Origin of the sequence: Tepidamorphus sp. 3E244 (assembly GCF_046159835.1) — a bacterium.
Lineage (GTDB): Bacteria > Pseudomonadota > Alphaproteobacteria > Rhizobiales > Tepidamorphaceae > JACKJK01.
The window spans coordinates 1,690,726-1,713,544 of the sequence record NZ_JBJXCY010000001.1 but is presented as its reverse complement, the minus strand read 5'-3'; the positions used below and the strand labels follow the sequence as shown (position 1 = coordinate 1,713,544).

Sequence of the window (22,819 nt, the reverse complement as noted above, 5' to 3'; positions counted from 1 at the left end):
CCTGCCCGCAGCCGTTTTCGCAATTCGCGGCAGGCGGCATTGCCAGACGCAATCCAGATTCCGGGTGCCAAGTATGTCCGTCGATGAAGCGACCGTGCGTCGCGTTGCTACCCTTGCCCGTATCGCGGTCCCCGAGGCCGAACTTCCCGCGCTCGCCGGCGAGATCAACACGATCCTCGGTTTTGTCGAGCAGCTATCAGAGGTTGATGTCGAAGGCGTCGAGCCGATGACGTCCGTCACGCCGATGTCCATGAAGATGCGCGACGACGTCGTCACCGACGGGGCAAAGTCCGACGATATCGTCGCCAATGCGCCGGCCACCGAAGACCACTATTTCCTCGTTCCTAAGGTGGTGGAATAACTCCGTGCGCTGGCGTTGGTCCTTTGCAATTGCATTGACGTTCGTGGCGTGGGTGCCGGTGAATGCGATAGCTGACGATTACTACGTAACTGCGAACTCACTGAACGTGAGGCTATGTCCTGCGACTTCCTGTCCGGCTACCAATAAGCTCTATAGGGGACAGAAAGTGGAGTTGTTTCAGTCGCGCGATGGTTGGGCTCGGATCAGTGAGTTCTACGATGCATCCGTAGAGAAGGCCGAATTTCCTGAAATTCAGGAGGATAAGGTCGCACGCTGGGTCTCAGCGGAATTCTTATCCCGAAACAAGCCAACAAATCCTGAGCCGGCTGCTCTCAGTCCAGAAATTATGGATCCGCGGATCAAATATGTTCCCGGAGTCGGCGATTATGGTTTGACCAAACGAGAAGTTGTCGCGATGCGACGCTTTGCGCTCAAGCTGCTGAAGGACGGCAGTTGCACTGCGATCGTCAACGCAGACAAGTCAGTGGGTAAAGCTGGCCAGTATTATGTGCAGTGCGAAGGGGAAAATCGCTCGCGGTACTTCCGTCTAGCCGATGTCGAGTGAACTATCCTGATACGAAAAAACAAGGCCGTGTTTGAATGAGCGATCCCACGACAATGACGCTGGCCGAGCTGCGCGATGCACTCGGCGCCAAGACCATTTCCTCCCGCGAGGTGACGGAAGCCTATATCGGTGCGGTGGAAGCCGCGCGTGGCCTCAATGCCTTCGTGCTGGAAACGCCCGACAAGGCGATGGACATGGCCAAGGCCTCGGACGAGCGCATCGCGTCTGCCGAGTTCGGGCCGCTGGAAGGCATTCCGCTCGGCATCAAGGACCTGTTTTGCACCGAAGGGGTCCACAGCCAGGCGTGCAGCCACATCCTCGATAACTTCCAGCCGCGCTACGAATCCACCGTCACGTCCAACCTGTGGCGCGACGGCGCTGTCATGCTCGGCAAGCTGAACATGGACGAGTTCGCCATGGGTTCGTCCAACGAGACGAGCTACTACGGCCCCGTCGTGAACCCGCACCTGCCGGCCAACTGGTCGGCGGAGCAGGGCAAGGCGGCCCTTTCCGGCGACAAGGCCGGCCTGCTGGTTCCGGGCGGCTCATCGGGCGGCTCGGCATCTGCCGTCGCCGGTTTCCTGTGCGCGGGCGCAACCGCGACCGACACCGGCGGGTCCATCCGCCAGCCGGCGGCGCTGACCGGCACTGTCGGCATCAAGCCGACCTACGGGCGCTGCTCGCGCTGGGGCATCGTTGCCTTTGCATCCTCGCTCGACCAGGCGGGCCCGATCGCGCGCACGGTGCGCGACAACGCCATCCTGCTGCGCTCCATGGCCGGCCACGACGAGAAGGACACCACCTGCGCCGACATCGCCGTGCCGGACTACGAAGCGGCTGTGGGCAAGTCGGTGAAGGGTCTCACCATCGGCATTCCGAAGGAATATCGCATGGAGGGGATGCCGGCGGAAATCGAGAAGCTCTGGGAGCAGGGCGTCGAATGGCTGAAGGCTGCGGGTTGCGAGATCCGCGAAATTTCCCTGCCCAACACCAAGTACGCGCTGCCGGCCTACTACATCGTCGCGCCGGCGGAGGCTTCGTCCAACCTCGCGCGCTATGACGGTGTGCGCTACGGCTTGCGGGTTCCCGGCGACGACATCACCGCGCAGTATGAGAATACCCGCGCCGAAGGCTTCGGCCGCGAGGTGAAGCGCCGTATCCTGATCGGCACCTACGTGCTGTCGGCTGGCTATTACGACGCCTATTACCTGCGCGCCCAGAAGGTTCGCACGCTCATCAAGCGCGATTTCGAGCAGGTCTATGCCGACGGGGTCGATGCGATCCTGACGCCGGCGACGCCGTCTGCGGCTTTCCCCATCGGCGATGAGAGCATGAATGCCGACCCGGTGAAGATGTATCTCAACGACGTCTTCACGGTGACGGTGAACATGGCCGGTCTGCCGGGCCTCTCGGTGCCGGCTGGGCGCGACGAGAGCGGCCTGCCGCTCGGCCTGCAGCTCATCGGCAAGCCGTTCGACGAGGAGACGCTGTTCTCCGTCGCGCAGGTCATCGAGGATGCCGCCGGGCGGTTCGAAGCCAAGGCCTGGTGGAAGTGAGGGCGATCGCCGCAGCCCTGATCGGCTGTCTCGCGGCGATCAATCCCGCCCGCGCCGAAACCGACTGGGCGCGGCAACTGGCGGGGCTCGACGGAGTCGCCATCGCCTGCGTCAGTTCCACCGGCGAGAAGTACGCCGAGCGAATTTGCGACAGGCTGACGAAGTCCGCGACGCAGACGCTGGAGAAGGCCGGCGTGCCGGTCGCATCGTCCGGCTATCACCGCGAGGGCGGCCCGTCGCCGAAACTGCCCGAGGGAATGAAGCCACTGGAAATCACCATCTACCTGCGTGGCACGCCGGGCGGCACCGCAGCCATCCTCGTGCGCGGCCGTGCGGCGATTTCCTACGAAGCAGCCGTGGAATCCGGAGACGAGGGGACTGGGCGAACCGGCGATCTCGTCATCTGGGAGGAATCCACTGTCGGGTCCGGCCCGGTGAAGCAGCTTGAGGCGGCCATCGCCAACGCCATGAACGACAAGCTGGCCGGCCTGCTGGCGCATGTCGCGGACAGCTGGGGGCGATAGGCGAAAACGCACGGCTCAAACCTTTCGCAACGCAAGCCATCAACCTAAGGTGGCGTTGGGGAAGTTTCTGACGCGAGGCGTGTGCTGATGAATTCGGGCGGGGCGAAGCCAAGGATCAGCTGGGAGCGCACGCCTGACGGGCTGGTGATCACCATGCCGGTGCGCAAGACCGGACATCGATTGTACGGGGCGATCAGCTCGCTGGTGGTTTCGGTGTTGCTCTGGTTCTTCTTTCTGAACGAAGACAACGCCGGCCAGGACTCGATGCTGTCGTGGCTCGTTGCCGACATCATTCCGTTCTGGCAACTGGTCTTGCTGCTTGCGCTGGGAAGCGCCCTCATCACCAACATCGTTCTCTTTGGTGCGTCGGAGCGCTTGACCGCGAACCGCTAGACCCTGACACGCGAAAAGGGTATCGGGTTCCTCAAGCGTGCCAGATCGTTCGACATGCAGCGCGTCCAGAATTTCGAACTCAACGAAAAAGCCGCCGCACGGCGCAGCAGTCCGTTCTCGTTCTTCTGGCAGGCCGGACGTGTGTTGTTCGAATACCAGGGGCGCACCCGCTCGCTCGGCACCGATCTTGACGCAGCCGAAAGCCGGCTGGTGCTCGACCTGCTGAGGCAGGCCGCACCCGAGAAATTCCGGCACGAGCCGGCATGACTGGCCCGGAGAGCGCGAGGCGATGACTGATGCAGCAACCGAGTCGGGAATACGCTGGAGCCGTTCATCCAACGGTTTGACCATCCACATTTCGGCGCGGCGCAACTGGTTTGCGCGGATCTTCTGCGGATTTGTGCTGGTCTTCTGGACTTACGCAGGGATCCAGTACTGGATCCAATTTTACCAGTCCTTTGCTGAAGATCGTGCGGCGAATGAAATGCTGTTTGTGTCCGTCTGGCTGGTCGGTTGGGCCGCAGGCTGGCTTTATGTCGCGGTGATCTGCGCGTGGTTGTGGGCCGGTTTTCAGCGGATTACCGTCAATCGTCGCCGGCTTCAGATTTCGGATGGCGTTTTCATCGTCGCCAGAAACAGGTCGTTCGACATGGCCGGTATTTCCAATCTCGAGATAAATCCGGGTGCCGAACAAAAGACACCGATTATCCCTGTCCTTGTTCCGATTCTTCTTGGACGCGACGTGGGGCGCCTCAGATTCGACCACGGATACCGGACCCACACGTTCGGACCGGCCCTCAATCTCGCCGAGGGGCAACAGGTGCTCGACCTGCTGAAAAAGGCCGTGCCGGAGAAGTTCCGGCTCGAACGTGCGTGATCCGACCTTGATCCGGCGCGCCATCGCGCGGACACTTGCCCCATGAATGCGCTGACGCGGTTGATCATGAAGGCGATGATGTGGTGTTCGCTGCTGCTCGGTCTCGTGCTGAGCGGGCTGAGCGCCGCCGTCTGGTTCGCAATTCAGAATGGCAACGGCTCCAGCGGTGGCGTTTCAGCAGGAGCAAATCCTGAGACGGGCTTTTTCGTTCTCGCCGGGCTTGCGCTGATCGCCTTCATTCTCGCCTTCATCGTGCGGCGCGAACTCAAGAAAAACGGCTGATTCAGCGCGCGTCTGCGCCCGGCGTTCTTGCGCTCGTCACCCGAATTCGGGAATAACAGCGCACGACAACCCTCCAGCCTTTTCGAGACCGGAAGTCCCATGACACTGATCGATACCCGCACGCCAAACCAGAAGAGCTTCGTCCCAGGCGCCACCGGCGACTGGGAGATCGTCATCGGCATGGAGGTGCACGCGCAGGTTTCGTCCAATTCCAAGCTGTTCTCCGGCGCATCGGCGGAATATGGGGGCGAGCCGAACGATCACGTCAGCCTCGTGGATGCGGCGATGCCTGGCATGCTGCCGGTCATCAACAAGTTCTGCGTGGAGCAGGCGGTGCGCACCGGGCTTGGCCTGAAGGCCGCGATCAACAACGTCTCGGTGTTCGACCGGAAGAACTACTTCTACCCGGACCTGCCGCAGGGCTACCAGATTTCGCAGTTCAAGCAGCCGGTCGTTGGCGAAGGCATCATCCTCATCGAGGTTGATGGCGAAGAAATCGAGATCGGCGTGGAGCGCATCCACCTGGAGCAGGACGCCGGCAAGAGCCTGCACGACCAGCACCCGAACATGAGCTTCGTGGACCTGAACCGCTCGGGCGTGGCGCTGATGGAGATCGTCTCCAAGCCGGACCTGCGCTCGGCGGACGAGGCCAAGGCCTACATCACCAAGCTGCGCACGATCCTTCGTTATCTCGGCACCTGCGACGGCAACATGGACGAAGGCTCCATGCGCGCCGACGTGAACGTGTCGGTGCGCAAGCCGGGTGGTGACTTCGGCACGCGCTGCGAGATCAAGAACGTCAACTCGATCCGCTTCATGGGGCAGGCCATCGACTACGAGGCGCGCCGCCAGATCGACCTGATCGAGGATGGCGGCAAGGTGGACCAGGAAACGCGGCTGTTCGATGCGCGCGCCGGCAAGACACGCTCCATGCGCTCCAAGGAAGAGGCGCATGACTACCGCTACTTCCCCGACCCGGACCTGCTGCCGCTGGAATTTGACGACGAATTCGTCGAGACGATCCGGCTCAGCCTGCCGGAATTGCCCGACGACAAGCGCCACCGCCTCATCGAGGCCTTCGGCATCACGCCCTATGACGCCAGCGTGCTGGTTGCCGAGCGCGAGCGTGCCGACGAGTTCGAGAAGATGATCGCGGAAGGCGCCGACGCCAAGGCCTGCGCCAACTGGCTCATCAACGAGCATCTGGGCCGGGTGAACAAGGAAGGCCTGACGCTTGCGACCGCCCCGGTGGACGCCAAGGCGAACGCGGCCATCGTCAAGATGATCGCCAAGGGCGACATCTCCGGCAAGATCGCCAAGGACCTGTACGAGATCGTCTGGTCCGAGGGTGGCGACCCGGAGAAAATCGTCGAAGAGCGCGGCATGAAGCAGGTGACCGATACCGGCGCCATCGAGGCCATCGTCGACGAGATCATCGCCGCCAACCCGGACAAGGTCGCGCAGGCCAGGGAAAAGCCGACGCTGGCGGGCTGGTTCGTCGGTCAGGTGATGAAGGCGAGCCAGGGCAAGGCCAACCCGCAGGCGGTCAACGCGCTGGTGAAGTCCAAGCTCGGCGTCGAGTGAGCGCGAGCCTCACCGTTCGGGACGCGACGCGGGCAGACTTGCCCGCGATCATCGCCATGCTGGTGGATGATGACCTCGGTTCGACCCGCGAGGACGCGAGCGAGGCCGGACGTACCATATACGAAGATGCGTTTGCGCGGATCGAGGACTGCGAAACGGTCTTCCTGAAGGTCGCGGAACAGGAGAGCGAGATCGTCGGCACGTTCCTGTTCATCGTCATTCCCGGCCTCGCGCTGAAAGGCATGCTGCGCGTGGAAATCGAGCAGGTGCGGATCGCCTCGTCGCATCGCGGCGAGGGGCTGGGCCGGCAGATGATCGGCTGGGCCATCGACGAGGCACGGCGCATGGGGGCGGGCATGGTGCAACTCACCATGAACAAGTCTCGCACCGAATCCCACCGCTTCTATGAAAGCCTCGGCTTCGTCGCCAGCCACGAGGGCTTCAAGCTCTATCCCTGACTTGGCTCGGCCCGTGCCCTGTCCAGCAGGTCGCGAGCGGCCTGCGCCATCACTTGCGGCGTCACGCTCGTCATGCAGGCGTGAGCGTTCGGGCAGCGCTTCAGCGCGTTGAGGAAGCAGGGCGCACAGGGCGCGTCGCCCACCAGCACGGTTGCGCGCTCGCCAATCGGTCGCCAGACCTCGGCATCCACGTCACCGGACATGACGGCAAGTGTCGGCACGCCGAGCATCGCGGCAAGGTGGGTCGTGCCGCTGTCGTTCCCGATATATAGGTCCGCGCCGCAGAGCACGCCTGCCAGTTCGCCGAACGGCAGCCTCGTTCCCAGATCGGTGACGCCGGGAATTATCGTGAATGTTTCCCGGGTCCCGTTCCTGACGTCCGGGGTCTCGCCGAAGATGGCGACGTCGGCCTGAATGGTCGACTGAAGGTCGCGGATCAGCTCGGCGTAGTGAGCCTCGGGCCAATTCTTGATGGCCCGGCCGCTGTAGGGATTGATGACGATCTTCGGCTGCGTGCCTTGCCCCGACCCGCGCCAGGCAAGGTCCGGCAGCGTGTTTCGCACTGGATGAGTACCCGCCGACCGGCCGAAGGAATCGACGACTGCAGCCGCCAGCAGCATGTGCCGGGTCGAGACGTGCACGCGCTTGCCGTCGGGAAGCTGGTCGAAATCCGGCAGGAGCAGGTCGAAGGTCGCGTCCTTCTTGCGAGCGCGGAAGCCGGCGCGAAAGCAAGCGGGGATCACGGCGACGAAGCGGCGGGTCGAACCGTAGTGGCGCATGTCGATGGCGACGTCGAATTCGCCGAGGTTCAATGTGGTGACGACGCGCTGCAAGTCGGCGTCGCTCGCACGGCGTCCTCCGGGTTCGGATGGAAAGTAAGCAAACGGGTGGACTGCGTCGAACAGCCTTGTGGCGGCGGCCAGGTCGGCATTGGCCGGGTCAACCAGCAATTCCAGAAAGCTGTCGGGAAAGCTCGTGCGAAGATGGGCGAAGGCCCGCAGGCTAAGCAGGAAATCACCGAGGCCGTCCATGCGCACCACGAGTATGCGCTTGGGCTCGATTGTGCCGGCAAGGCTGAGCGCGTCCGCATGCACAGTCACAGTGCGGGCGGGCGCATGTGCACCAAAGCCACGGCGGCGCGCCCTGTAAAGTGCCCGCAGGCGCTGCTTCATCCGCCAGTCCTCACGTAACGAAAAGATGTGCGACCATGGCGCGGGAACAGGCCGAGCAACAAGCCACCTGCGCGACTTTCCACACGCCTGTCGCGCCATGAGGCACGTGCAGAGCCGCGCTGCTCGCCAACACAAAGCTTGCGCGCTATCTGGCAAGCGCAGGTGCAACACGACCAACGAAGGCAACACGAATGACCCAGAAGCCCATCGAACTTCACTACTGGCCCACGCCCAACGGGTGGAAGGTCTCGATCATGCTGGAGGAATGCGGTCTGCCCTACGACCTGCATCTGGTGAACATCGGGGCTGGCGACCAGTTCAAGCCGGAGTTTCTGGAAATCTCCCCGAACAACCGGATGCCGGCGATCGTCGATCCGGACGGCCCGGACGGCAAGCCGATCTCGGTCTTCGAGTCCGGCGCGATCCTGCAATATCTCGGCCGCAAGACGGGCAAGTTCTATCCAAGCGACGAGCGCAAGCGCGTGGCGGTGGAAGAATGGCTGATGTGGCAGATGGGCGGGTTCGGCCCGATGCTCGGCCAGAACCACCATTTCAACCAGTATGCGCCGGAAGACCTGCCATACGCCAAGAAGCGCTACACCGACGAGACGCATCGGCTGTACGGCGTGCTGAACAAGCGCCTCGAGGGGCGCGAGTTCGTCTGCGACGAGTATTCCATCGCGGACATGGCCATGGTGGGCTGGGCGACACTTTGGGAGCGCCAGCAGATGGACAAGGCCGAATTTCCGAACGTGATGCGCTGGCTCGAGACGATGCTGGCGCGCCCGGCGGTCGAAAAGGGGCTGGCGCTGGCCAAGGATCGCCGCTCCAACATCTCCCAGGACGACAACGCCAAGAAGGTGCTGTTCGGGCAGCGCAGCCGCTAGCAACGCGGAAATATTCGACCTGCATCAAGGGGCGCTTCGGCGCCCCTTTTTCGTTTCCGCATTCGGACAAATTGCGTGCGCTGTCGCGATCCAGAGTCAGCAAAGCGTAAACGCGAAAGTTCGCAATCGATTCACCGTGCGGGATTCTCGCTGGTTTTTCAGACGTTTGACGGATAGCCGGATTTCGGATTCACGAAGGATTCAAGCTTTGGAAGCTCCCCGTTAAGTCTCCCGCTTAACGCCGGATTCAAGTGCTGGCCCCATTCTTTGGGTGTCGCCGCGATACTTCGACGAACACTTCAGAAGGTCCGTGGCGCATCAACAGGGACACCGCTCGTGCCTCGGGGGAACGAGGCGGGCATACACAAACGGGGAGCAGGACAATGGCTCGTATCGAACATATCTGTGAAGACGCCGCGATCGTTTCCGGACAGGCCGACGGAGAGATGTATTTCCGCATGGGGCTGATGCACGCCAACGGACGCGGCGCGGTGCCCGATTTCGTGGAAGCGCACAAGTGGTTCAACATCGCCGCCATGCGCGGTGAGCAGCGTGCGGTGGCACTGCGCCGCGAACTGTCGGAAGAAATGACAAGCGACCAGATTGCCGCTGCCCAGCGCGCCGCGCGCGAATGGCTGAGCGTTCACTGAACAACGCCCGACATCACGAAGTTGACGGCCGGCGGTCAGCCGGCTGACCAGTACAAGAGACCCGCTGCGCACCATGCGCGGCAGAGCGGAACAGTTTGTTTGCTCCGGTAGCGGATTTTTCGCCAGCGTGCCCTAAGTTCAAGCGCGTGCGAATTTTGCGCCTACACAAGGAGCGGCGACATGTCCGTGGATATCAAATACGAAGTTTCGGCCACCGCGACCGGCGGCGGCCGCGAAGGCAACGTGAAGACCGAAGACGGTGCGCTCGACCTGAAGATGGTCCCGCCGAAGGCGCTGGGCGGTGCCGGTGATGGCCACAACCCGGAGCAGCTCTTCGCGACCGGTTATGCCGCCTGCTACCTCGGCGCGATGCGCTTTGCCGCCAGCCAGGACAAGTCGCTCCCCAAGATTCCGGAAGACGCGAAGGTGACGGCGACCGTCGGCATCGGTCCGCGCTCCGACAAGGGTTTCGGCCTGAAGGTCAACCTCAAGGTCGACATGCCGGGCATCGACAAGGCAGACGCGCAGAAGATCGCCGATGCCGGTCATGGCATCTGCCCGTATTCCCATGCGACCAAGGGCAATATCGAGGTCACGACGGAAGTCGTCTGACTGCAATATCATGTTCGCCGGGGAGGGCAGGTCTTTCCCCGGCAACGCCTGGCCGCCCGGCCTACCGGTGCTTGCAGCCCGGCCAGCAGCAGGGGCGGCGCTTTCCCTCTTCGAGATTCTCGCAGCCCCAGTTGATCCGTTTTGTGCGGGTCTCGGCCTTCTTGGCCGTTTCGATCCAGCAGATCCATTCGTTGCGCGCGAGCGGCGTGATGTCGAGCCACGTCTCGCGCGCGGCATCGCTGGCTTCAAGGGCTGAACGCAGGTCGTCCGGCAGGTCGTGAACCACACCGCCGGGGAGAACGCTACCTGTCATCCCCGGCATGGCTTTCGGTAGCAGGCGGCGTGCCGCCGCGCATTTCCTCGCGCGCCAGCAGGTCGGTGATGCGGATCGTGTCGAGTTCGCCAAGGAACGCGTTGACGCCGCGGCCGAAGGCTTCGCTCGTTGAGAAGTCGTAAGGCTCGAGCCCGCCATCATCGGTGCCGAACAGCGCGGCCGGGCCGCACTGCTGGAAGCGCGGCTCGAAGGCGCGCACGATCTGGCCGACGCTCATCAGCGCGGGATCGAAACCCAGACGGATGCCGCCCTGCCGACCGCGCGTCGTGTCAAGCAGGTTCGCATCGCGCGCCGTCTTCAGCAGTTTGAAGACCGTGAATTCCGTCAGGCCCAGGGCATCCGCGATTTCATGCGCGCGGACACGCTCGGGATGGTGGGCGGCGCAGTAGGCCACCACGCGGACGGCATATCGGGTTTGCTCGGTCAGGCGCATGGCAGTCTTGTACGGTGAATTGGCAATGCGCGTCCACGGGTCTCATCCAATTGTGACCGGGTGGCAGGCGGTGTCCGTGCGCCCGGTGGCCAGCCGCATGCTCCAGACGAGAAGCTTTGAAGCTCAATCCGTTTCGGAGCCAATCGTGCGGCGCGTGTCCTCGCCAAGCTTGTTGAGAACTGCCGCGCATTCGTTCAGGTGGCTTGGCGCGAGGTGGGCGTACCGCAAGGTCATCGATATGGTCTTGTGGCCGAGAAAATCCTGCACACGCTTGATGTCTATACCGGACTGGACGAGCCGTGACGCGCAGGTGTGGCGGAGGATGTGTGGGACGACCTGCGGGTCGGCCCCGAGACCGGCTTCCTGCTTGGCCTTGTTCCAGGCGTAGCGGAACTTCGGATACTTGATGCTGGCGAAAGGCCCGATGGCATTTCGCGATGTCTGTCGCGACAAGGCCTCTGCTGCGGCGTCCGTGAGCGGGATGGTGCGAGGCAAGCCAGCCTTGGTTTCCCAGAAGGTGACCGTGGTATCGGTGACGTCACTCCACCGGACTTGAACGGCTTCACCAATCCGCGCTGCTGTATTCACCAGGAAGATGCACAGGTCTTCGTAGCGCGGATCGAACAAGCCGATCTTCGAGAACAGGTGTTTTTCTTCCGCTGAGGAAAGAAACCGCACCCGACCGTTGCGTTCGGGGAATTTCGACATGTCCGGAAGGTGTGAAAGCTGCCCCGCGCGCTGGTGCCGCCGCAGGAGTTTACCAAGGCAACTCAACTTCCGGTTGATAGTGCTATTGCGATTCCCGCGACTGCGAAACTCCGCGCGGAAGTGATCGACAAGTTGTGTGTCGATTTCTGTCAGCTTTCTCTGGTCAATAATATTTTGCATTTCCAAAATGTATGCTTCGCAAGTCGTCTTGTGAGGCGTATTTTCCCATGCAATATCTTTGTATAAGTGCCAAATAGATACAAGATTGATAGTCATTATTGCACTCCAGTCTGCTTGTTCGTCTTATTGAAGAAGCATTTTGACTGGAGGTCAAGATGAAAAACCTTAAAACTATTCTCATTGGCACTGCCGCCGCGACCTTCGCTTGCGTCGGTCTGGCCCAGGCTGCCGACGCGCCGATGCGCGAGCCTGTCTACCGTTGCGATGCGCGTGGCTTCATCGAGCTGCCCGGCACCGATGTCTGCTTCAAGGTCGGCGGCTTCGCCCGACTGGTCGTCTGGGGCGTCAACGACGATTACGTCGATGTCAACGAAGGTAACATTGAAGAGAACGTCGGCGATGATCGCTTCGGTATGTACGCTCAGGGTCGTCTCAACTTCGACGCTCGCCGCTCGACTGATCACGGCACTGTCCGCGCATTCGTTGAAGTCCAGGCTTCGGACAACAACGGCAACACCGGAGGCCCCCTGCAACTGCGCCATGCATTTGCGCAGATGGGAAATTGGGTCTTCGGTAAGACCTGGTCGACCTATCTGCACGGTGCGTCTGATCCGAACGGGACCGACATCTCGTTCGCGGCACATTCGATCCGTATCAACCAGATTCGCTACACGCAGTCGGTTGGGAACGGTTTGAGTGTTGCCATCGCAATTGAAGATCAGGCCTATGAAAACGATGGGCGGACCCGTCGCCTTTCCGGCGGTGTGCCGACGCCCGTGACCTTCGTCAACTACGGCAACGGTGGCTCCGGCGAGAACAACGTTCCGAACTTCGTCGCCAACATCAATTATGCTGTGGGATCTTGGGATGCTCAACTTTCTGGTGTGCTTCACCAGAACGAATATGCCGACCCGGCTGGCACTGACGAACTCGGCTACGGCATCATGTTCTCCATTGCCGGTGAACTGACCGACCAGCTGAACATCTTCGGTAAGGTCAACTACACCCACGCCAATCCGTCCTACCAGTTCGACTGGTTCAACGCCGGCAACAACACGGGTGACGACCACAACCAGTTCGGCATCATGGGTGGCCTGTCCTACGAAGCAACAGACATGGTCACCTTCCAGGCGGCTGGTTTCTGGGGCAACGAGGACAACAACGGTAACTCGGCATCACTGGCGACTGCGGCTGCGAACTGCTCGCGTCTTCAGGCGGTCGAAGCCGACGGTGCTTGCGCGGTCGATCAAGATGTGTGGGGCGGCAGCCTGCTCGTCTCCTACCGTCCGGCTTCCGGCTTCGAGTTCATGGGTGAGCTGCTCTATCGCAACACCTCGCCGGCCGTTGGTCCTGACACCGACGAAGTCATTGGTGTCTTCCAGGCAGCTGCATCGTTCTAACAAGACGACGTAACTGCAAAAATATTGCACCTCGGTAGGATATGCTGCCGGGGTGCTTTCGCGCGTTTAGTATATAAGTAATGTATATGCAGTAATGCATGGCTCAGATGCATTGAGAAAACGTGATTCAACGTACGATTGCTAGAACGAGAACTTCGGTTGCGTAGAGTCTCCATATGTAAGGTATGGAGTATGCGTGATGCGTGTGAGCGTGATCGAGCTATGGGACATGTACGGCGATATCCTCTGGGAGGAGGGCGTCCACAAGACGACCTGCGAGGCCTATGTCCACGAAATCGAGAAGATCTGCTTCCAGAAGCAGCTGAAGAAGTTCGACGACTATTTCGTCGACGTGATCCGCGCGGAATTCCGCAAGCGCGGTAACAAGAACAGCACCATCAATCGGAAACTGGCCTGCGTTGGAAAGCTGCTGCGTAAGCACCACAAGCGCGGCCAGCTGGATCGTCTGCCGGACCTGACGAAATATCCGGAGCGCAACGCCCGCGTGCGCTATCTCTCGCCGGAGGAAGAGGCTGCGCTGTTCGAGGTCATGGACTGGCAGAACCCTCAATATGGCCAGTTGTGCCGGTTCCTCGTGGACAGCGGTGCGCGCGTGGGCGAGGCGATCGGCCTCAAGTGGACCGATGTCAGCGATCACCAATGCATCTTTTGGGAAACCAAGACCAACAGCCCGCGCACGGTGCCGCTGACCAGCGCGGCCATGGCTGCGATTGAATCCCAACGCGGCACCGAACCGGGCGGACCATTCGCCTCCGTGCGCTACTGCAATTTCCGCAATGCGTGGGTTCGGGCCAAATCCCGCGTCGGATTGGCTGATGATACGCAGGTTGTGCCGCATATCCTGCGCCACACATGTGCCTCGCGGCTGGCCCAGGCGGGTGTCGACATCAAGCGCATACAGGAATTCCTCGGGCACCGGACGATGACTATGACGTTGCGCTACGCACATCTGGCGCCGTCGCATCTCGACCAGTGCGCCCGCGCGCTTGAGCGATAGCCCAAACGCGAACGGCCCGGGGGATACCCGGGCCGTCTCGATCTTCCGATATTTCGCTCGCCGATTACTGCATGGTGACGACGCCGCAGGCGTCGCGGTCGCCGGCACCGGCTTCGGCCATGTAGCTGTCTGCCTTGGCGTGGACGATGACAGCCGAGCCATCGTCATCCATCAGCGATGCCTCGTCTTCGCCCAGTGACACGTTCTCGTTGAACACATGGAACGTGGCGGTCCCGTCTTCGCCGACGGTCACGTTCGGCAGGTCGCCCGCGTGATAGCCTTCTTCGCTCGCGAAGCCGTGCTTGTTGCCATTCGGTGCGAAATGGTCGCCGGCGGCCTTGAAGTCCGGCTCGCATTTGCCTGTTTCATGGATGTGGACACCATGAACGCCGGGCGAAGCATTCTGAAGTTCACCCATGATCAGCACGCCATTCGGCGTCTGGACGAATTGAACCGATCCGGCACTCTTGCCGTCGGCCGTCTTCAGTTCGGCCGTGGCGGACGGCATGTTTTCCATTCCCTTCATGGTGTGGTTGTCGGCGTAGGCGGTCGTCAGCGCCGCGGTCGCTGCCAGTGCGGCGGCGGACAGGCCGAGGGAAAAGCGTTTGAGCATCGTTCATCCTCCGAAGGTTCCAGTCGTCTCACCCTCAAGAACGAATGGCGGAACCAGCAGTTCCTTGTTCGCGGCGAGTTGATCGGCTCCGGAGGCCTGATCCGCCGATCAACTGATTTCATAGTCCTTGAGCGCGGTTGCCAGTTGCATGGCAAACCTCGCCGACGCGACGGGCAGCGTGCGGCCGCGCATCTGGCCGAGGATGAGGCTGCCTGGCGGCAGGTCGCGGCTGGAAATCGGTCGGTAGACGAGGTCTGGCGTCGCCTTCAGCCCGATGGGGATCTGGAAGCCGACCAGCTTTTCGTGCAGCACGTAGTGGCGGATCAATTCGAAGCTCTCGGTTTCGACCACGGGGGAGACCTCGCGTGACCCGCGCCGCGCGGCAAGATCCAGCAGATAGCGCACGCCATACTGGGCGGACGGCGCGACGTGCGGTGTGTCGAGACAGTCGCGCAGGCGGATTTCCGGCTTGCTGGCCAGCGGGTGGTCCGGCGCCATGATGACGTGGACTTCCTGCGGGACCACATGGATCACCTCGAAATCCACCAGGTAGACCGGCTCGAAGACGAGGGCGAGGTCACTGGCGAACGTGCGCAGTTCGTCCTCTGCCTCAGTGCGGTCCCGCACGTTCACCGAAAACGAGACGCCGGTGTGTTCGGTGCGGTAGCGCGCGATCTGTTCGGGCAGGAAATAGGGCAGCATGGCCTGCGAACAGGCGATCGAGACATGTCCGCGCCGGACGCCGGCGAGATCGGCGACCTGGCCCTGAACGCGGGCGAGGTCCGAGAGAGTCGCGCGGTAGTGGTGCAGCAGGAGTTCGCCAGCCGGGTTCAGGCGCACGCCATTGGGCAAACGCTCGAATAGCCGCGCGCCGAACTCCTGCTCGAAACGCTGGATTCGACGCGTCAGCGCCGATGCCGTGAGGCTCAGGTCTTCTGCCGCCCTGCGCATTGAGCCAGTCCGGGCGACTGCTTCGATGAGGTGGAACGTGTACAAGTGCCTCATATGATTGAGGTTCTCCAAGGCGATGAAAAAAATGAACCGCTTTGATGAAAACATAGCAATTTTTGGAAACGCAAAACAGTCGCAAGCTCCGGCCAGTCCTCACCGCCTGCCCGAAAGGTTGCGAAAATGTCGTTCAACAGACGCAATTTCCTCAAAGCCAGCGCCGCGCTCGCCGGAACCCTGCCATTTGCGCGTGTTATCGACGCTTATGCCGCATCCAGCGATACCCTGGTTGCGGTTAGCGGCCAGACCATCAACAGCCTCGACCTGCACCGCACGGGCACGAACCGCGCGAGTTACCAGGTCGCGGTGAATTGCTACGACCGCCTCGTCACCTTCGGCACGAAGGAAGCGCCGGGCGGCGGGCTGTCCTACGATTATTCCACCATCGAGCCGGAGCTTGCCGAGAGCTGGGAAACGTCCGAAGACGGTCTCACCATGACATTCAAGCTGAAGCCCGACGCGGTCTTCACCGACGGCTCGAAGGTGACGGCGGAAGACGTGAAGTGGTCGTTTGACCGCGCCGTCAGCGTTGGCGGCTTCCCGACCGTGCAGATGAAGGCCGGCGGCTACACCAAGCCGGAGCAGTTCGAGGCCGTCGACGAGGAAACCTTCGTCATCAAGCTCGAACGCCCCTCCAAGCTGTCGCTGCCTGATCTCGCGGTGCCGGTGCCGTTCATCATCAATGCCAAGGTCGCCAAGGAGCACGCAACCTCCGACGATCCGTGGGCGATGGAATACCTGCACAAGAACACTGCCGGTTCAGGCGCCTACATGGTCACCCGCTGGGATCAGGGCCAGCAGGTCATCTATGAACGCCACGACGGCTGGGTTGGCGGCCCGCTGCCGCAGGTGCAGCGCATCATCATGCGCGAGGTGCCGTCTGCCTCTACCCGGCGCGCGCTCATCGAGCGTGGCGACGTTCAGGTTTCCTTCGACATTCCCGACAAGGACGCCGCTGAACTGGCCGACAAGGTCACCGTCCGCTCGACGCCCATCGAGAACTGCATCCACGCCCTGTGCCTGAACACCAATTTCGAGCCTTTCCAGGACCCTGACGTGCGCAAGGCCGTGGCATTCGCCGTGCCGTACGAGGCGATCTTCGACAATGCCGCCTATGGGCGGGGCGCGCCGCTCTGGGGCGGGGAGGCGGAGATCACCGACACTGCCTGGCCGCGCAAGTCGCCTTACGCGACCAATCTCGAGAAGGCCAAGGAGCACATGGCCAAGTCCGGCTACGCGGACGGGTTCGAGACGACGCTCTCCATCTCCACCGATCTGGCATCATGGATGGAGCCAACTGCGCTCCTCATTCAGGAAGCCGTCGGCAAGATTGGCATCAAGACGGAGATCGACAAGATCCCCGGTGCCAACTGGCGAACTGCCGCATTGGTCGAGAAGTCATTGCCGTTCCATCTGGAAAACTTCGGCGGCTGGCTGAACACGCCCGACTACTACTTCTTCTGGGCCTACCTGGAAGGGCACCTGTTCAACTCGTCAAACTATTCCAACCCGGAGGTTCAGGCGCTGGTCGGCGAGGCACTGCACATGCCGATGGACGACCCCGACTACGCGCCGAAGATCAAGCGCCTGTTCGAGATCGCGTTCGAGGACCTGCCGCGCATTCCGCTCTACCAGCCGGCCCTGAACGTCGCTCTCAACGGTGCCGACAACTACGAGTTCTGGTTCCATCGCCAGCTCGACGTCCGCACCCTCAAGACGCCGGGGGCCTGAGGTCATGGCCGGGCGCGGCGCAGCCATCGGCAACCGCATTCTCCAGGCGGTACCGGTCGTCATCGGGGTGGTGGTCATCAGCTTCCTCCTCACCCGCGCCTTGCCCGGCGACCCCGCCGTCCAGTTTGCCGGCGTGGCGGCGACGGAAGAATCGATCGAGCAGGTTCGCCAGAAGCTCGGTCTCGACAAGCCGCTGCCGCAGCAATTCCTGATCTATGTCGGGCAATTGGCCCGCGGCGACCTTGGTCAGTCTTTAACGACAGGCCAGCCGGTCACCACCGACCTTGCAGCAAGCCTGCCGGCATCGCTGGAACTGACGCTCACCGCTCTGATCCTTTCGTGCCTCATCGCGATCCCGCTCGGGGTGCTGGCCGCGACGAGGCCTGGGACATGGGTGGACCAGCTCTGCCGCATACTCGTGACGGCTGGCGTTTCGCTGCCGACCTTCTTCACCGGCATCGTGCTGATCTATGTCTTCTACTACCAGCTCGGAATCGCGCCATCGCCACTGGGGCGGCTGGATTTCATCTATCTCGATCCGCCGCGCGTAACAGGCTTTTTCCTCATCGATGCGGCTCTTGCCGGTGACTGGAAAACCTGGTTCGGCGCGCTGAAGCAGCTCGTCATGCCGGCCACGACGCTCGCCCTGTTCACGTTGGCACCCATCGCCCGGATGACCCGCGCGGCGATGCTGTCGGCCCTGTCGGCGGACTTCGTGCGCACCGCCCGCGCGGCTGGTCTCGGGCCGGGCAAGGTGCTGTACGTCTATGCCTTCCGAAACGCGCTGCTGCCCGTCGTCACCACGCTCGGAATGGTCTTCTCGTTTGTTCTTGGGGCCAACGTGCTTGTCGAGAAGGTCTTCGCCTGGCCCGGTATCGGGACCTACGCGGTGGAGGCGCTCATAGCGTCGGACTACGCCGCCGTGCAGGGCTTCGTGCTCGCGATGGCGCTGCTCTACGTTCTCCTTAACCTCATCATTGATCTCACTTACTCGGTGATTGATCCCCGCTTCGGGACATCCTCACAATGACCGACGCATCCCTGCCGAGCGCCACCGTGGCCCCTTGTGAAGACACACCGAAGGCTGCGCCGCGAAAATCTGCTGGCACGCTTTCCCACATCGCCTACGTGCTTCAGGAGAACCCGGTCACGGCCTTCGCCTTCGCCATGTTCGCGTTCCTCATCTCATCGGCGGTGATCGGTCCTTACGTGGTACCCTACGACCCGCTGGCGACCGATACGGCCAACGCGCTGCAGGCCCCGTCGCTGGCGCACTGGTTTGGCACGGACCAGGTCGGCCGCGACATCTTCTCGCGCGTCATCGTCGCGACGCGGACCGACCTCATCATCTCGGTCCTGGCGGTTGCCATGTCCTTCGTGATCGGTTCGTTCCTTGGCGCCATTGCTGGCTATCGTGGCGGTTGGACGGACATCATCCTCAACCGCATACTCGATACGATCATGGCGTTTCCGCTCTTCGTGCTGGCCATGGGCATCGTCGCAGCACTCGGCAATTCCATCGCCAACATCATCTACGCAACGGCGATCATCAACATTCCCTTCTATGCGCGCCTCGTGCGCGCCGAGGTGAACATCCGCCGCGAGGCAGGCTTCACGCAGGCCGCCAAGCTGTCAGGCAATTCCGACGCGCGGGTGCTCGCCTTCCACATCTTCCCGAACGCGTTGCCGCCGATGATGGTGCAGATCTCGCTCAATCTCGGCTGGGCGATCCTCAACGCGGCGGGCCTCTCCTTCATCGGCCTTGGCGTGCGCCCGCCAACGCCGGAATGGGGGATCATGGTCGCCGAAGGCGCGAACTTCATCGTCTCCGGAGAGTGGTGGATCGCGCTGTTTCCCGGCCTCTGGTTGATGCTCGCCGTCTTCACCTTCAACCTCATGGGTGACGGTCTGCGCGACATCGTCGACCCGCGCCGCAGAACGTGAGGGCCTGAGAGATGCTGTCGATCAACGATCTGAACGTCGCCTTCAAGACGCGCCGCGGCGAGGTCAACGCGGTGAAGGGGATCAGCTTCGATCTGGCCAAGGGCGAGCGCCTCGGCATTGTCGGCGAAAGCGGGTCAGGCAAGTCGGTGACGTCCTATGCGCTGATGCGCATTCTCGATGCCGGCGGCACCATCAAGGCCGGCGAGGTGGTCTATGGTGGCGTGGACCTGCGCCGTGCCAGCGAACGCAGCATGCGTGACATTCGCGGCCGCGAGATCTCGATGATCTTCCAGAATCCGCGCGCCGCCCTGAACCCGATCCGCAAGATCGGCCGCCAGATTGAAGACGTGCTGCGCCAGCATGGGCGCGCCACGCGCCACAACGCGAAGGTCAAGGCGATTCAAGCGCTGAAAGCGGTGAAGATCCGCGATGCTGAGGCCCGCTACGAGGCCTATCCATTCGAGCTTTCGGGGGGGATGTGCCAGCGCGTCGTCATTGCCATCGCGCTCGCCTGCGACCCCAAGCTACTGATTTCCGATGAGCCGACGACCGGCCTCGACATCACCACCCAGAAGGCGGTGATGGATCTTGTCGACGACTTGGTGCGGGCGCGCGAAATGTCCGCGATTCTCATCACTCATGACCTGGGGTTGGCGTCCCAGTACTGCGACCGGATCGTGGTCATGAAGGACGGGTTGATCGTCGAGGAGGGGAAGCCGGAGAAGCTCTTCACCAGTCCCGATCACCCCTACACGCGCAAGCTTGTCGACGCGACGCCCCGGCGCGGTGCGTCCATCCGCTCGCTGCTGCCGCATGACATGCGCACGCCGCTCGAGCCGCACAAGGTTTCGGAAACGCCGCTGATCGAGGTGAAAAAACTCGTGAAGACCTTCCAGGGCAAGTCCGGTCCGGTTCACGCGGTGAAGGACATCTCGTTCGACATCTTCGAGGGACAGAGCGTCGGGCTCGTGGGTGAATCCGGCTGCGGTAAGTCCACAACGTCATCGATGTTGGTGCGCCTGCTCGATGTGACGTCCGGCCAGATCCTGTTTCGCGGCGAAGACCTCGCCACAATCCCGGCTGCCGGGTTCGCGCGCAATCCGCTGCGGACCAAGATCCAGATGGTGTTTCAGGATGCGACAGACAGCCTGAACCCGCGCCACAGCGCACGGCAGTCGATCGCCGAGCCGCTGAAGCGCATGGTTGGGCTGAAGGGCAAGGTGCTGGATGCCCGTGTTGAGGAACTCGCGCATCTGACCGGGCTGCCGGATCACCTGCTGGACCGCTTTCCGCACCAGCTTTCCGGTGGCCAGAAGGCGCGCGTCGGCATCGCGCGGGCCATCGCGCCGGACCCGGACTTCCTCATCCTCGATGAGCCGACAGCGGCGCTCGACGTGTCGATCCAGGCCGTGGTGCTGAACCTGCTGGCGGACCTCAGGTCACGCCTCTGCATGACCTACCTCTTCGTCAGCCACGACCTCAACGTGGTGCGGCTGCTCTGCGACCACGTCATCGTCATGAAGGGCGGCGAGATCGTCGAGGCCGGACCGGCGGAGAGCCTCATGGACAACCCGCAAGCCCCCTATACGCGCGAGCTGCTCTCGGCGGCCCCGCACCCACCGGCCCGCAAAACCGCCGCCTGAAGACTTTGAGAACGAGGCCTCGCATGCTTTCCCTACTGCCTTTCACGCTTGCCGCCCTGCGGCAGGCCTATGGCGAGGGTGTCGCCCCCCGCACCGTCATCGAAGAAGCGTTTCGCCGGCTCGACGCCGTTGCCGATCCCGGCATCTTCATCCACGAGGCACGCGAGGCCGCGCTGGTCGAAGCGGACGCGCTGGGCGCGCCCGATGGCCGTCCGCTCTGGGGCGTGCCTTTCGTGGTGAAGGACAATATCGACGTTGAAGCCATGCCGACGACGGCGGCCTGTCCGGATTTCGAGTACATGGCGCAAAGGGATGCCTTCGCCGTTGCCCGCCTTCGCGCAGCCGGTGCGATCTGTCTCGGCAAGGCCAATCTCGATCAGTTCGCAACAGGCCTTGTGGGCGTGCGCACCCCGTACCCGGTGCCGCGCAACGCGGTCGATCCAGACATCGTGCCGGGTGGGTCGTCATCCGGCTCGGCGGTCGCTGTGGCCCATGGCGTAGCGTGCTTTTCGCTGGGGACGGACACCGCAGGCTCCGGCCGCGTGCCCGCTGCGCTCAATTCGATCGTCGGGCTGAAGCCGACCCTCGGGCTGCTGTCGTCTTCCGGCATGGTTCCAGCCTGTCGCACGCTCGACACGATATCGATCTTTGCATTCACGGTTTCGGACGCGTGGGAGGTGTTGCAGGCTAGCGCCGCACATGACCCGGCGGATGTCTGGTCGCGCGAGTTCGCACCGATGGTGCGTTCAGCCTTGCCGCCCGCGCCGCGGATCGCCGTGCCGGATGCAGCGACACTGGAAACTTTCGGCGACAAGGTGCAGGCCGACCATTTCCGCAGCGCCATCGCCGACCTGCGCACGCGCGGGGCTAATGTCGACGAAATCGATTTCACGCCATTCTACGACGTGGCAAACATGCTCTACGAAGGCGCGTGGGTCGCGGAGCGCACCGCCGCGGTGGGCAAGCGCATCGTGGAAGAACCCGACACGCTGCACCCCACGACGCGGGCCATCGTGACGCCGGGGCTGGCTCTGTCCGCCGTGGACGTGTTCGAGGGCATCTACCGGCTCAAGAAATTGCGCGCGGTTTGCGAGGCCGTGATGGAGGGTATCGACCTCATCGTCGTGCCGACAATCCCGACCTTCGTGAGCATGGCGGAGATCGAGGCCGATCCGATCACCCCCAATTCGCGGCTTGGCACCTACACCAACTTCGTGAACCTGCTCGACCTGTGTGGTATCGCGGTTCCAGCCGGCGAACGCAGCGATGGCCGTCCCGCGAGCCTGACGATCCTTGCACGGTGCGGTGAAGATGCGCGCCCCGCGTCGCTCGCAGCCGAGATCGAGGCCGGTGCCATGGGCGCAACGGGCTGGCCGCGGCCCAGGGATGCTTCAGCGTCTGCGGGCGCGGTGCGCGATGACGAGATTGCCGTTGCCGTCTGCGGGGCACACATGTCGGGCCTGCCGCTCAACAGCCAGATCACCTCGCGCGGTGGGCGCTTCCTGAAGGCCTGCGCCACGTCGCCCTACTATCGCTTCTATGCCCTGCCGGGCGGGCCGCCCTTCCGGCCGGGCCTCGTGCGTGCGCAAGCGGGCGAGGGCGCATCCATCGGGGTGGAAGTGTGGGCCATCCCCAAGCCTGCGTTCGGCAGCTTCATGGCGGGTATTCCCGAGCCGTTGTGCATCGGGACCGTGCATCTCGATGACGGCTCCAGCGTCAAGGGCTTCCTGTGCGAGGCCGGTGCCGCAGACGGTGCGACAGACATCACACATCTGCGCGGATGGCGGACCTATCTCAACCAGATGAAGCCGACAGAACCGGCGGCGATGATGGGAACTGCAGCGGAGTAGAGCGCGCAGCGCCAAGCAATGCGGCAGCGCGCAATC

The 22,819-nt window shown here is 62.6% G+C and carries 26 protein-coding genes; 20 read left to right on the top strand and 6 right to left on the bottom strand.

The genetic code is table 11. The annotated features are described in order from the left end of the window. The first annotated feature begins 73 nt into the window (after window positions 1-73). The 10 genes from gatC to ACKTEK_RS08070 all read left to right on the top strand — a co-directional run bounded on the left by gatC (window position 74) and on the right by ACKTEK_RS08070 (window position 6,600). Complete coding sequence (gene gatC / locus ACKTEK_RS08115) at window positions 74-361, top strand: Asp-tRNA(Asn)/Glu-tRNA(Gln) amidotransferase subunit GatC (protein WP_409164724.1); 288 nt, start codon at window positions 74-76, stop codon at window positions 359-361. Further along, window positions 309-926 carry an SH3 domain-containing protein gene (locus tag ACKTEK_RS08110; RefSeq protein WP_409164723.1) on the top strand — a complete coding sequence of 206 codons (618 nt, stop codon included), beginning with the start codon at window positions 309-311 and terminating at the stop codon, window positions 924-926. Before gatC ends, ACKTEK_RS08110 begins: the two co-directional genes overlap by 53 nt. Window positions 927-961: 35 nt before the next feature. Next, the gene (gatA, locus tag ACKTEK_RS08105; RefSeq protein WP_409164722.1) at window positions 962-2,482 is read left to right on the top strand and encodes an Asp-tRNA(Asn)/Glu-tRNA(Gln) amidotransferase subunit GatA; all 1,521 of its coding nucleotides are present in this window, start codon (window positions 962-964) and stop codon (window positions 2,480-2,482) included. Then, complete coding sequence (locus ACKTEK_RS08100; RefSeq protein ID WP_409164721.1) at window positions 2,473-3,006, top strand: hypothetical protein; 534 nt, start codon at window positions 2,473-2,475, stop codon at window positions 3,004-3,006. The genes gatA and ACKTEK_RS08100 overlap by 10 nt, the downstream gene beginning before the upstream one ends. A gap of 87 nt (window positions 3,007-3,093) precedes the next feature. After that, window positions 3,094-3,399, top strand: a complete 306-nt coding sequence (locus tag ACKTEK_RS08095; RefSeq protein WP_409164720.1) for a hypothetical protein — start codon at window positions 3,094-3,096, stop codon at window positions 3,397-3,399. A 54-nt stretch (window positions 3,400-3,453) separates the two neighbouring features. Beyond that, on the top strand, window positions 3,454-3,666 hold the full coding sequence (locus ACKTEK_RS08090; protein WP_409164719.1) for a hypothetical protein: 213 nt from the start codon (window positions 3,454-3,456) through the stop codon (window positions 3,664-3,666). Window positions 3,667-3,688: 22 nt separating this feature from the next. Continuing rightward, window positions 3,689-4,276 (top strand): hypothetical protein, encoded by a 588-nt coding sequence (locus ACKTEK_RS08085; RefSeq protein ID WP_409164718.1) that lies wholly within the window; start codon window positions 3,689-3,691, stop codon window positions 4,274-4,276. Between the two features lie 42 nt (window positions 4,277-4,318). Next, on the top strand, window positions 4,319-4,558 hold the full coding sequence (locus ACKTEK_RS08080; RefSeq protein ID WP_409164717.1) for a hypothetical protein: 240 nt from the start codon (window positions 4,319-4,321) through the stop codon (window positions 4,556-4,558). A gap of 99 nt (window positions 4,559-4,657) precedes the next feature. After that, on the top strand, window positions 4,658-6,142 hold the full coding sequence (gene gatB, locus ACKTEK_RS08075) for an Asp-tRNA(Asn)/Glu-tRNA(Gln) amidotransferase subunit GatB (protein WP_409164716.1): 1,485 nt from the start codon (window positions 4,658-4,660) through the stop codon (window positions 6,140-6,142). Then, window positions 6,139-6,600, top strand: a complete 462-nt coding sequence (locus ACKTEK_RS08070; RefSeq protein WP_409164715.1) for a GNAT family N-acetyltransferase — start codon at window positions 6,139-6,141, stop codon at window positions 6,598-6,600. Before gatB ends, ACKTEK_RS08070 begins: the two co-directional genes overlap by 4 nt. Here the strand turns inward: ACKTEK_RS08070 and ACKTEK_RS08065 are convergent. Beyond that, window positions 6,591-7,772 carry a glycosyltransferase family 9 protein gene (locus ACKTEK_RS08065; protein WP_409164714.1) on the bottom strand — a complete coding sequence of 394 codons (1,182 nt, stop codon included), beginning with the start codon at window positions 7,770-7,772 and terminating at the stop codon, window positions 6,591-6,593. The two genes, ACKTEK_RS08070 and ACKTEK_RS08065, sit on opposite strands and share 10 nt — an antisense overlap. A gap of 191 nt (window positions 7,773-7,963) precedes the next feature. Here ACKTEK_RS08065 and ACKTEK_RS08060 point away from each other — a divergent pair, with 191 nt between their 5' ends. The 3 genes from ACKTEK_RS08060 (at window position 7,964) to ACKTEK_RS08050 (ending at window position 9,921) form a co-directional block, all read left to right on the top strand. Then, a complete protein-coding gene (locus ACKTEK_RS08060; protein WP_409164713.1) occupies window positions 7,964-8,659 on the top strand; it encodes a glutathione S-transferase N-terminal domain-containing protein in 696 nt (231 codons plus the stop codon). Window positions 8,660-9,042: 383 nt separating this feature from the next. Beyond that, a complete protein-coding gene (locus tag ACKTEK_RS08055; RefSeq protein ID WP_409164712.1) occupies window positions 9,043-9,309 on the top strand; it encodes an SEL1-like repeat protein in 267 nt (88 codons plus the stop codon). A 180-nt stretch (window positions 9,310-9,489) separates the two neighbouring features. Then, on the top strand, window positions 9,490-9,921 hold the full coding sequence (locus tag ACKTEK_RS08050; protein ID WP_409164711.1) for an organic hydroperoxide resistance protein: 432 nt from the start codon (window positions 9,490-9,492) through the stop codon (window positions 9,919-9,921). Window positions 9,922-9,982: 61 nt separating this feature from the next. Here ACKTEK_RS08050 and ACKTEK_RS08045 read toward each other — a convergent pair whose 3' ends face one another. The 3 genes from ACKTEK_RS08045 to ACKTEK_RS08035 all read right to left on the bottom strand — a co-directional run bounded on the left by ACKTEK_RS08045 (window position 9,983) and on the right by ACKTEK_RS08035 (window position 11,672). Continuing rightward, window positions 9,983-10,234, bottom strand: coding sequence for a YdeI/OmpD-associated family protein (locus ACKTEK_RS08045; RefSeq protein ID WP_409164710.1), 252 nt, complete (start codon window positions 10,232-10,234; stop codon window positions 9,983-9,985). Then, window positions 10,224-10,688: an Rrf2 family transcriptional regulator gene (locus tag ACKTEK_RS08040; protein WP_409164709.1), complete on the bottom strand. Its 465-nt coding sequence runs from the start codon at window positions 10,686-10,688 to the stop codon at window positions 10,224-10,226. The genes ACKTEK_RS08045 and ACKTEK_RS08040 overlap by 11 nt, the downstream gene beginning before the upstream one ends. A gap of 123 nt (window positions 10,689-10,811) precedes the next feature. After that, window positions 10,812-11,672 carry a tyrosine-type recombinase/integrase gene (locus tag ACKTEK_RS08035; RefSeq protein WP_409164708.1) on the bottom strand — a complete coding sequence of 287 codons (861 nt, stop codon included), beginning with the start codon at window positions 11,670-11,672 and terminating at the stop codon, window positions 10,812-10,814. A gap of 59 nt (window positions 11,673-11,731) precedes the next feature. Between ACKTEK_RS08035 and ACKTEK_RS08030 the strand changes: the two genes are divergently transcribed. Together ACKTEK_RS08030 and ACKTEK_RS08025 are read left to right on the top strand one after the other, a co-directional pair. Then, window positions 11,732-12,976, top strand: a complete 1,245-nt coding sequence (locus ACKTEK_RS08030; protein ID WP_409164707.1) for a porin — start codon at window positions 11,732-11,734, stop codon at window positions 12,974-12,976. A 199-nt stretch (window positions 12,977-13,175) separates the two neighbouring features. Beyond that, window positions 13,176-13,994, top strand: a complete 819-nt coding sequence (locus ACKTEK_RS08025; protein ID WP_409164706.1) for a tyrosine-type recombinase/integrase — start codon at window positions 13,176-13,178, stop codon at window positions 13,992-13,994. 64 nt (window positions 13,995-14,058) lie between these two features. Here ACKTEK_RS08025 and ACKTEK_RS08020 read toward each other — a convergent pair whose 3' ends face one another. Continuing rightward, the gene (locus ACKTEK_RS08020; protein WP_409164705.1) at window positions 14,059-14,607 is read right to left on the bottom strand and encodes a superoxide dismutase family protein; all 549 of its coding nucleotides are present in this window, start codon (window positions 14,605-14,607) and stop codon (window positions 14,059-14,061) included. A gap of 108 nt (window positions 14,608-14,715) precedes the next feature. Further along, entirely contained in the window at window positions 14,716-15,612 is an 897-nt protein-coding gene (locus ACKTEK_RS08015) for a LysR family transcriptional regulator (protein ID WP_409164704.1), read from the bottom strand. Window positions 15,613-15,738: 126 nt separating this feature from the next. Here ACKTEK_RS08015 and ACKTEK_RS08010 point away from each other — a divergent pair, with 126 nt between their 5' ends. The 5 genes from ACKTEK_RS08010 to atzF are packed head-to-tail and all read left to right on the top strand — an operon-like array spanning window position 15,739 to window position 22,783. Beyond that, window positions 15,739-17,346 carry an ABC transporter substrate-binding protein gene (locus ACKTEK_RS08010; protein WP_409164703.1) on the top strand — a complete coding sequence of 536 codons (1,608 nt, stop codon included), beginning with the start codon at window positions 15,739-15,741 and terminating at the stop codon, window positions 17,344-17,346. 4 nt (window positions 17,347-17,350) lie between these two features. Then, window positions 17,351-18,376 (top strand): ABC transporter permease, encoded by a 1,026-nt coding sequence (locus ACKTEK_RS08005; RefSeq protein WP_409164702.1) that lies wholly within the window; start codon window positions 17,351-17,353, stop codon window positions 18,374-18,376. Next, window positions 18,373-19,290, top strand: coding sequence for an ABC transporter permease (locus ACKTEK_RS08000; RefSeq protein ID WP_409164701.1), 918 nt, complete (start codon window positions 18,373-18,375; stop codon window positions 19,288-19,290). The genes ACKTEK_RS08005 and ACKTEK_RS08000 overlap by 4 nt, the downstream gene beginning before the upstream one ends. A gap of 11 nt (window positions 19,291-19,301) precedes the next feature. After that, window positions 19,302-20,933, top strand: coding sequence for a dipeptide ABC transporter ATP-binding protein (locus ACKTEK_RS07995; protein ID WP_409164700.1), 1,632 nt, complete (start codon window positions 19,302-19,304; stop codon window positions 20,931-20,933). 23 nt (window positions 20,934-20,956) lie between these two features. Further along, window positions 20,957-22,783, top strand: a complete 1,827-nt coding sequence (gene atzF / locus ACKTEK_RS07990; protein ID WP_409164699.1) for an allophanate hydrolase — start codon at window positions 20,957-20,959, stop codon at window positions 22,781-22,783. Window positions 22,784-22,819: the final 36 nt, after the last annotated feature.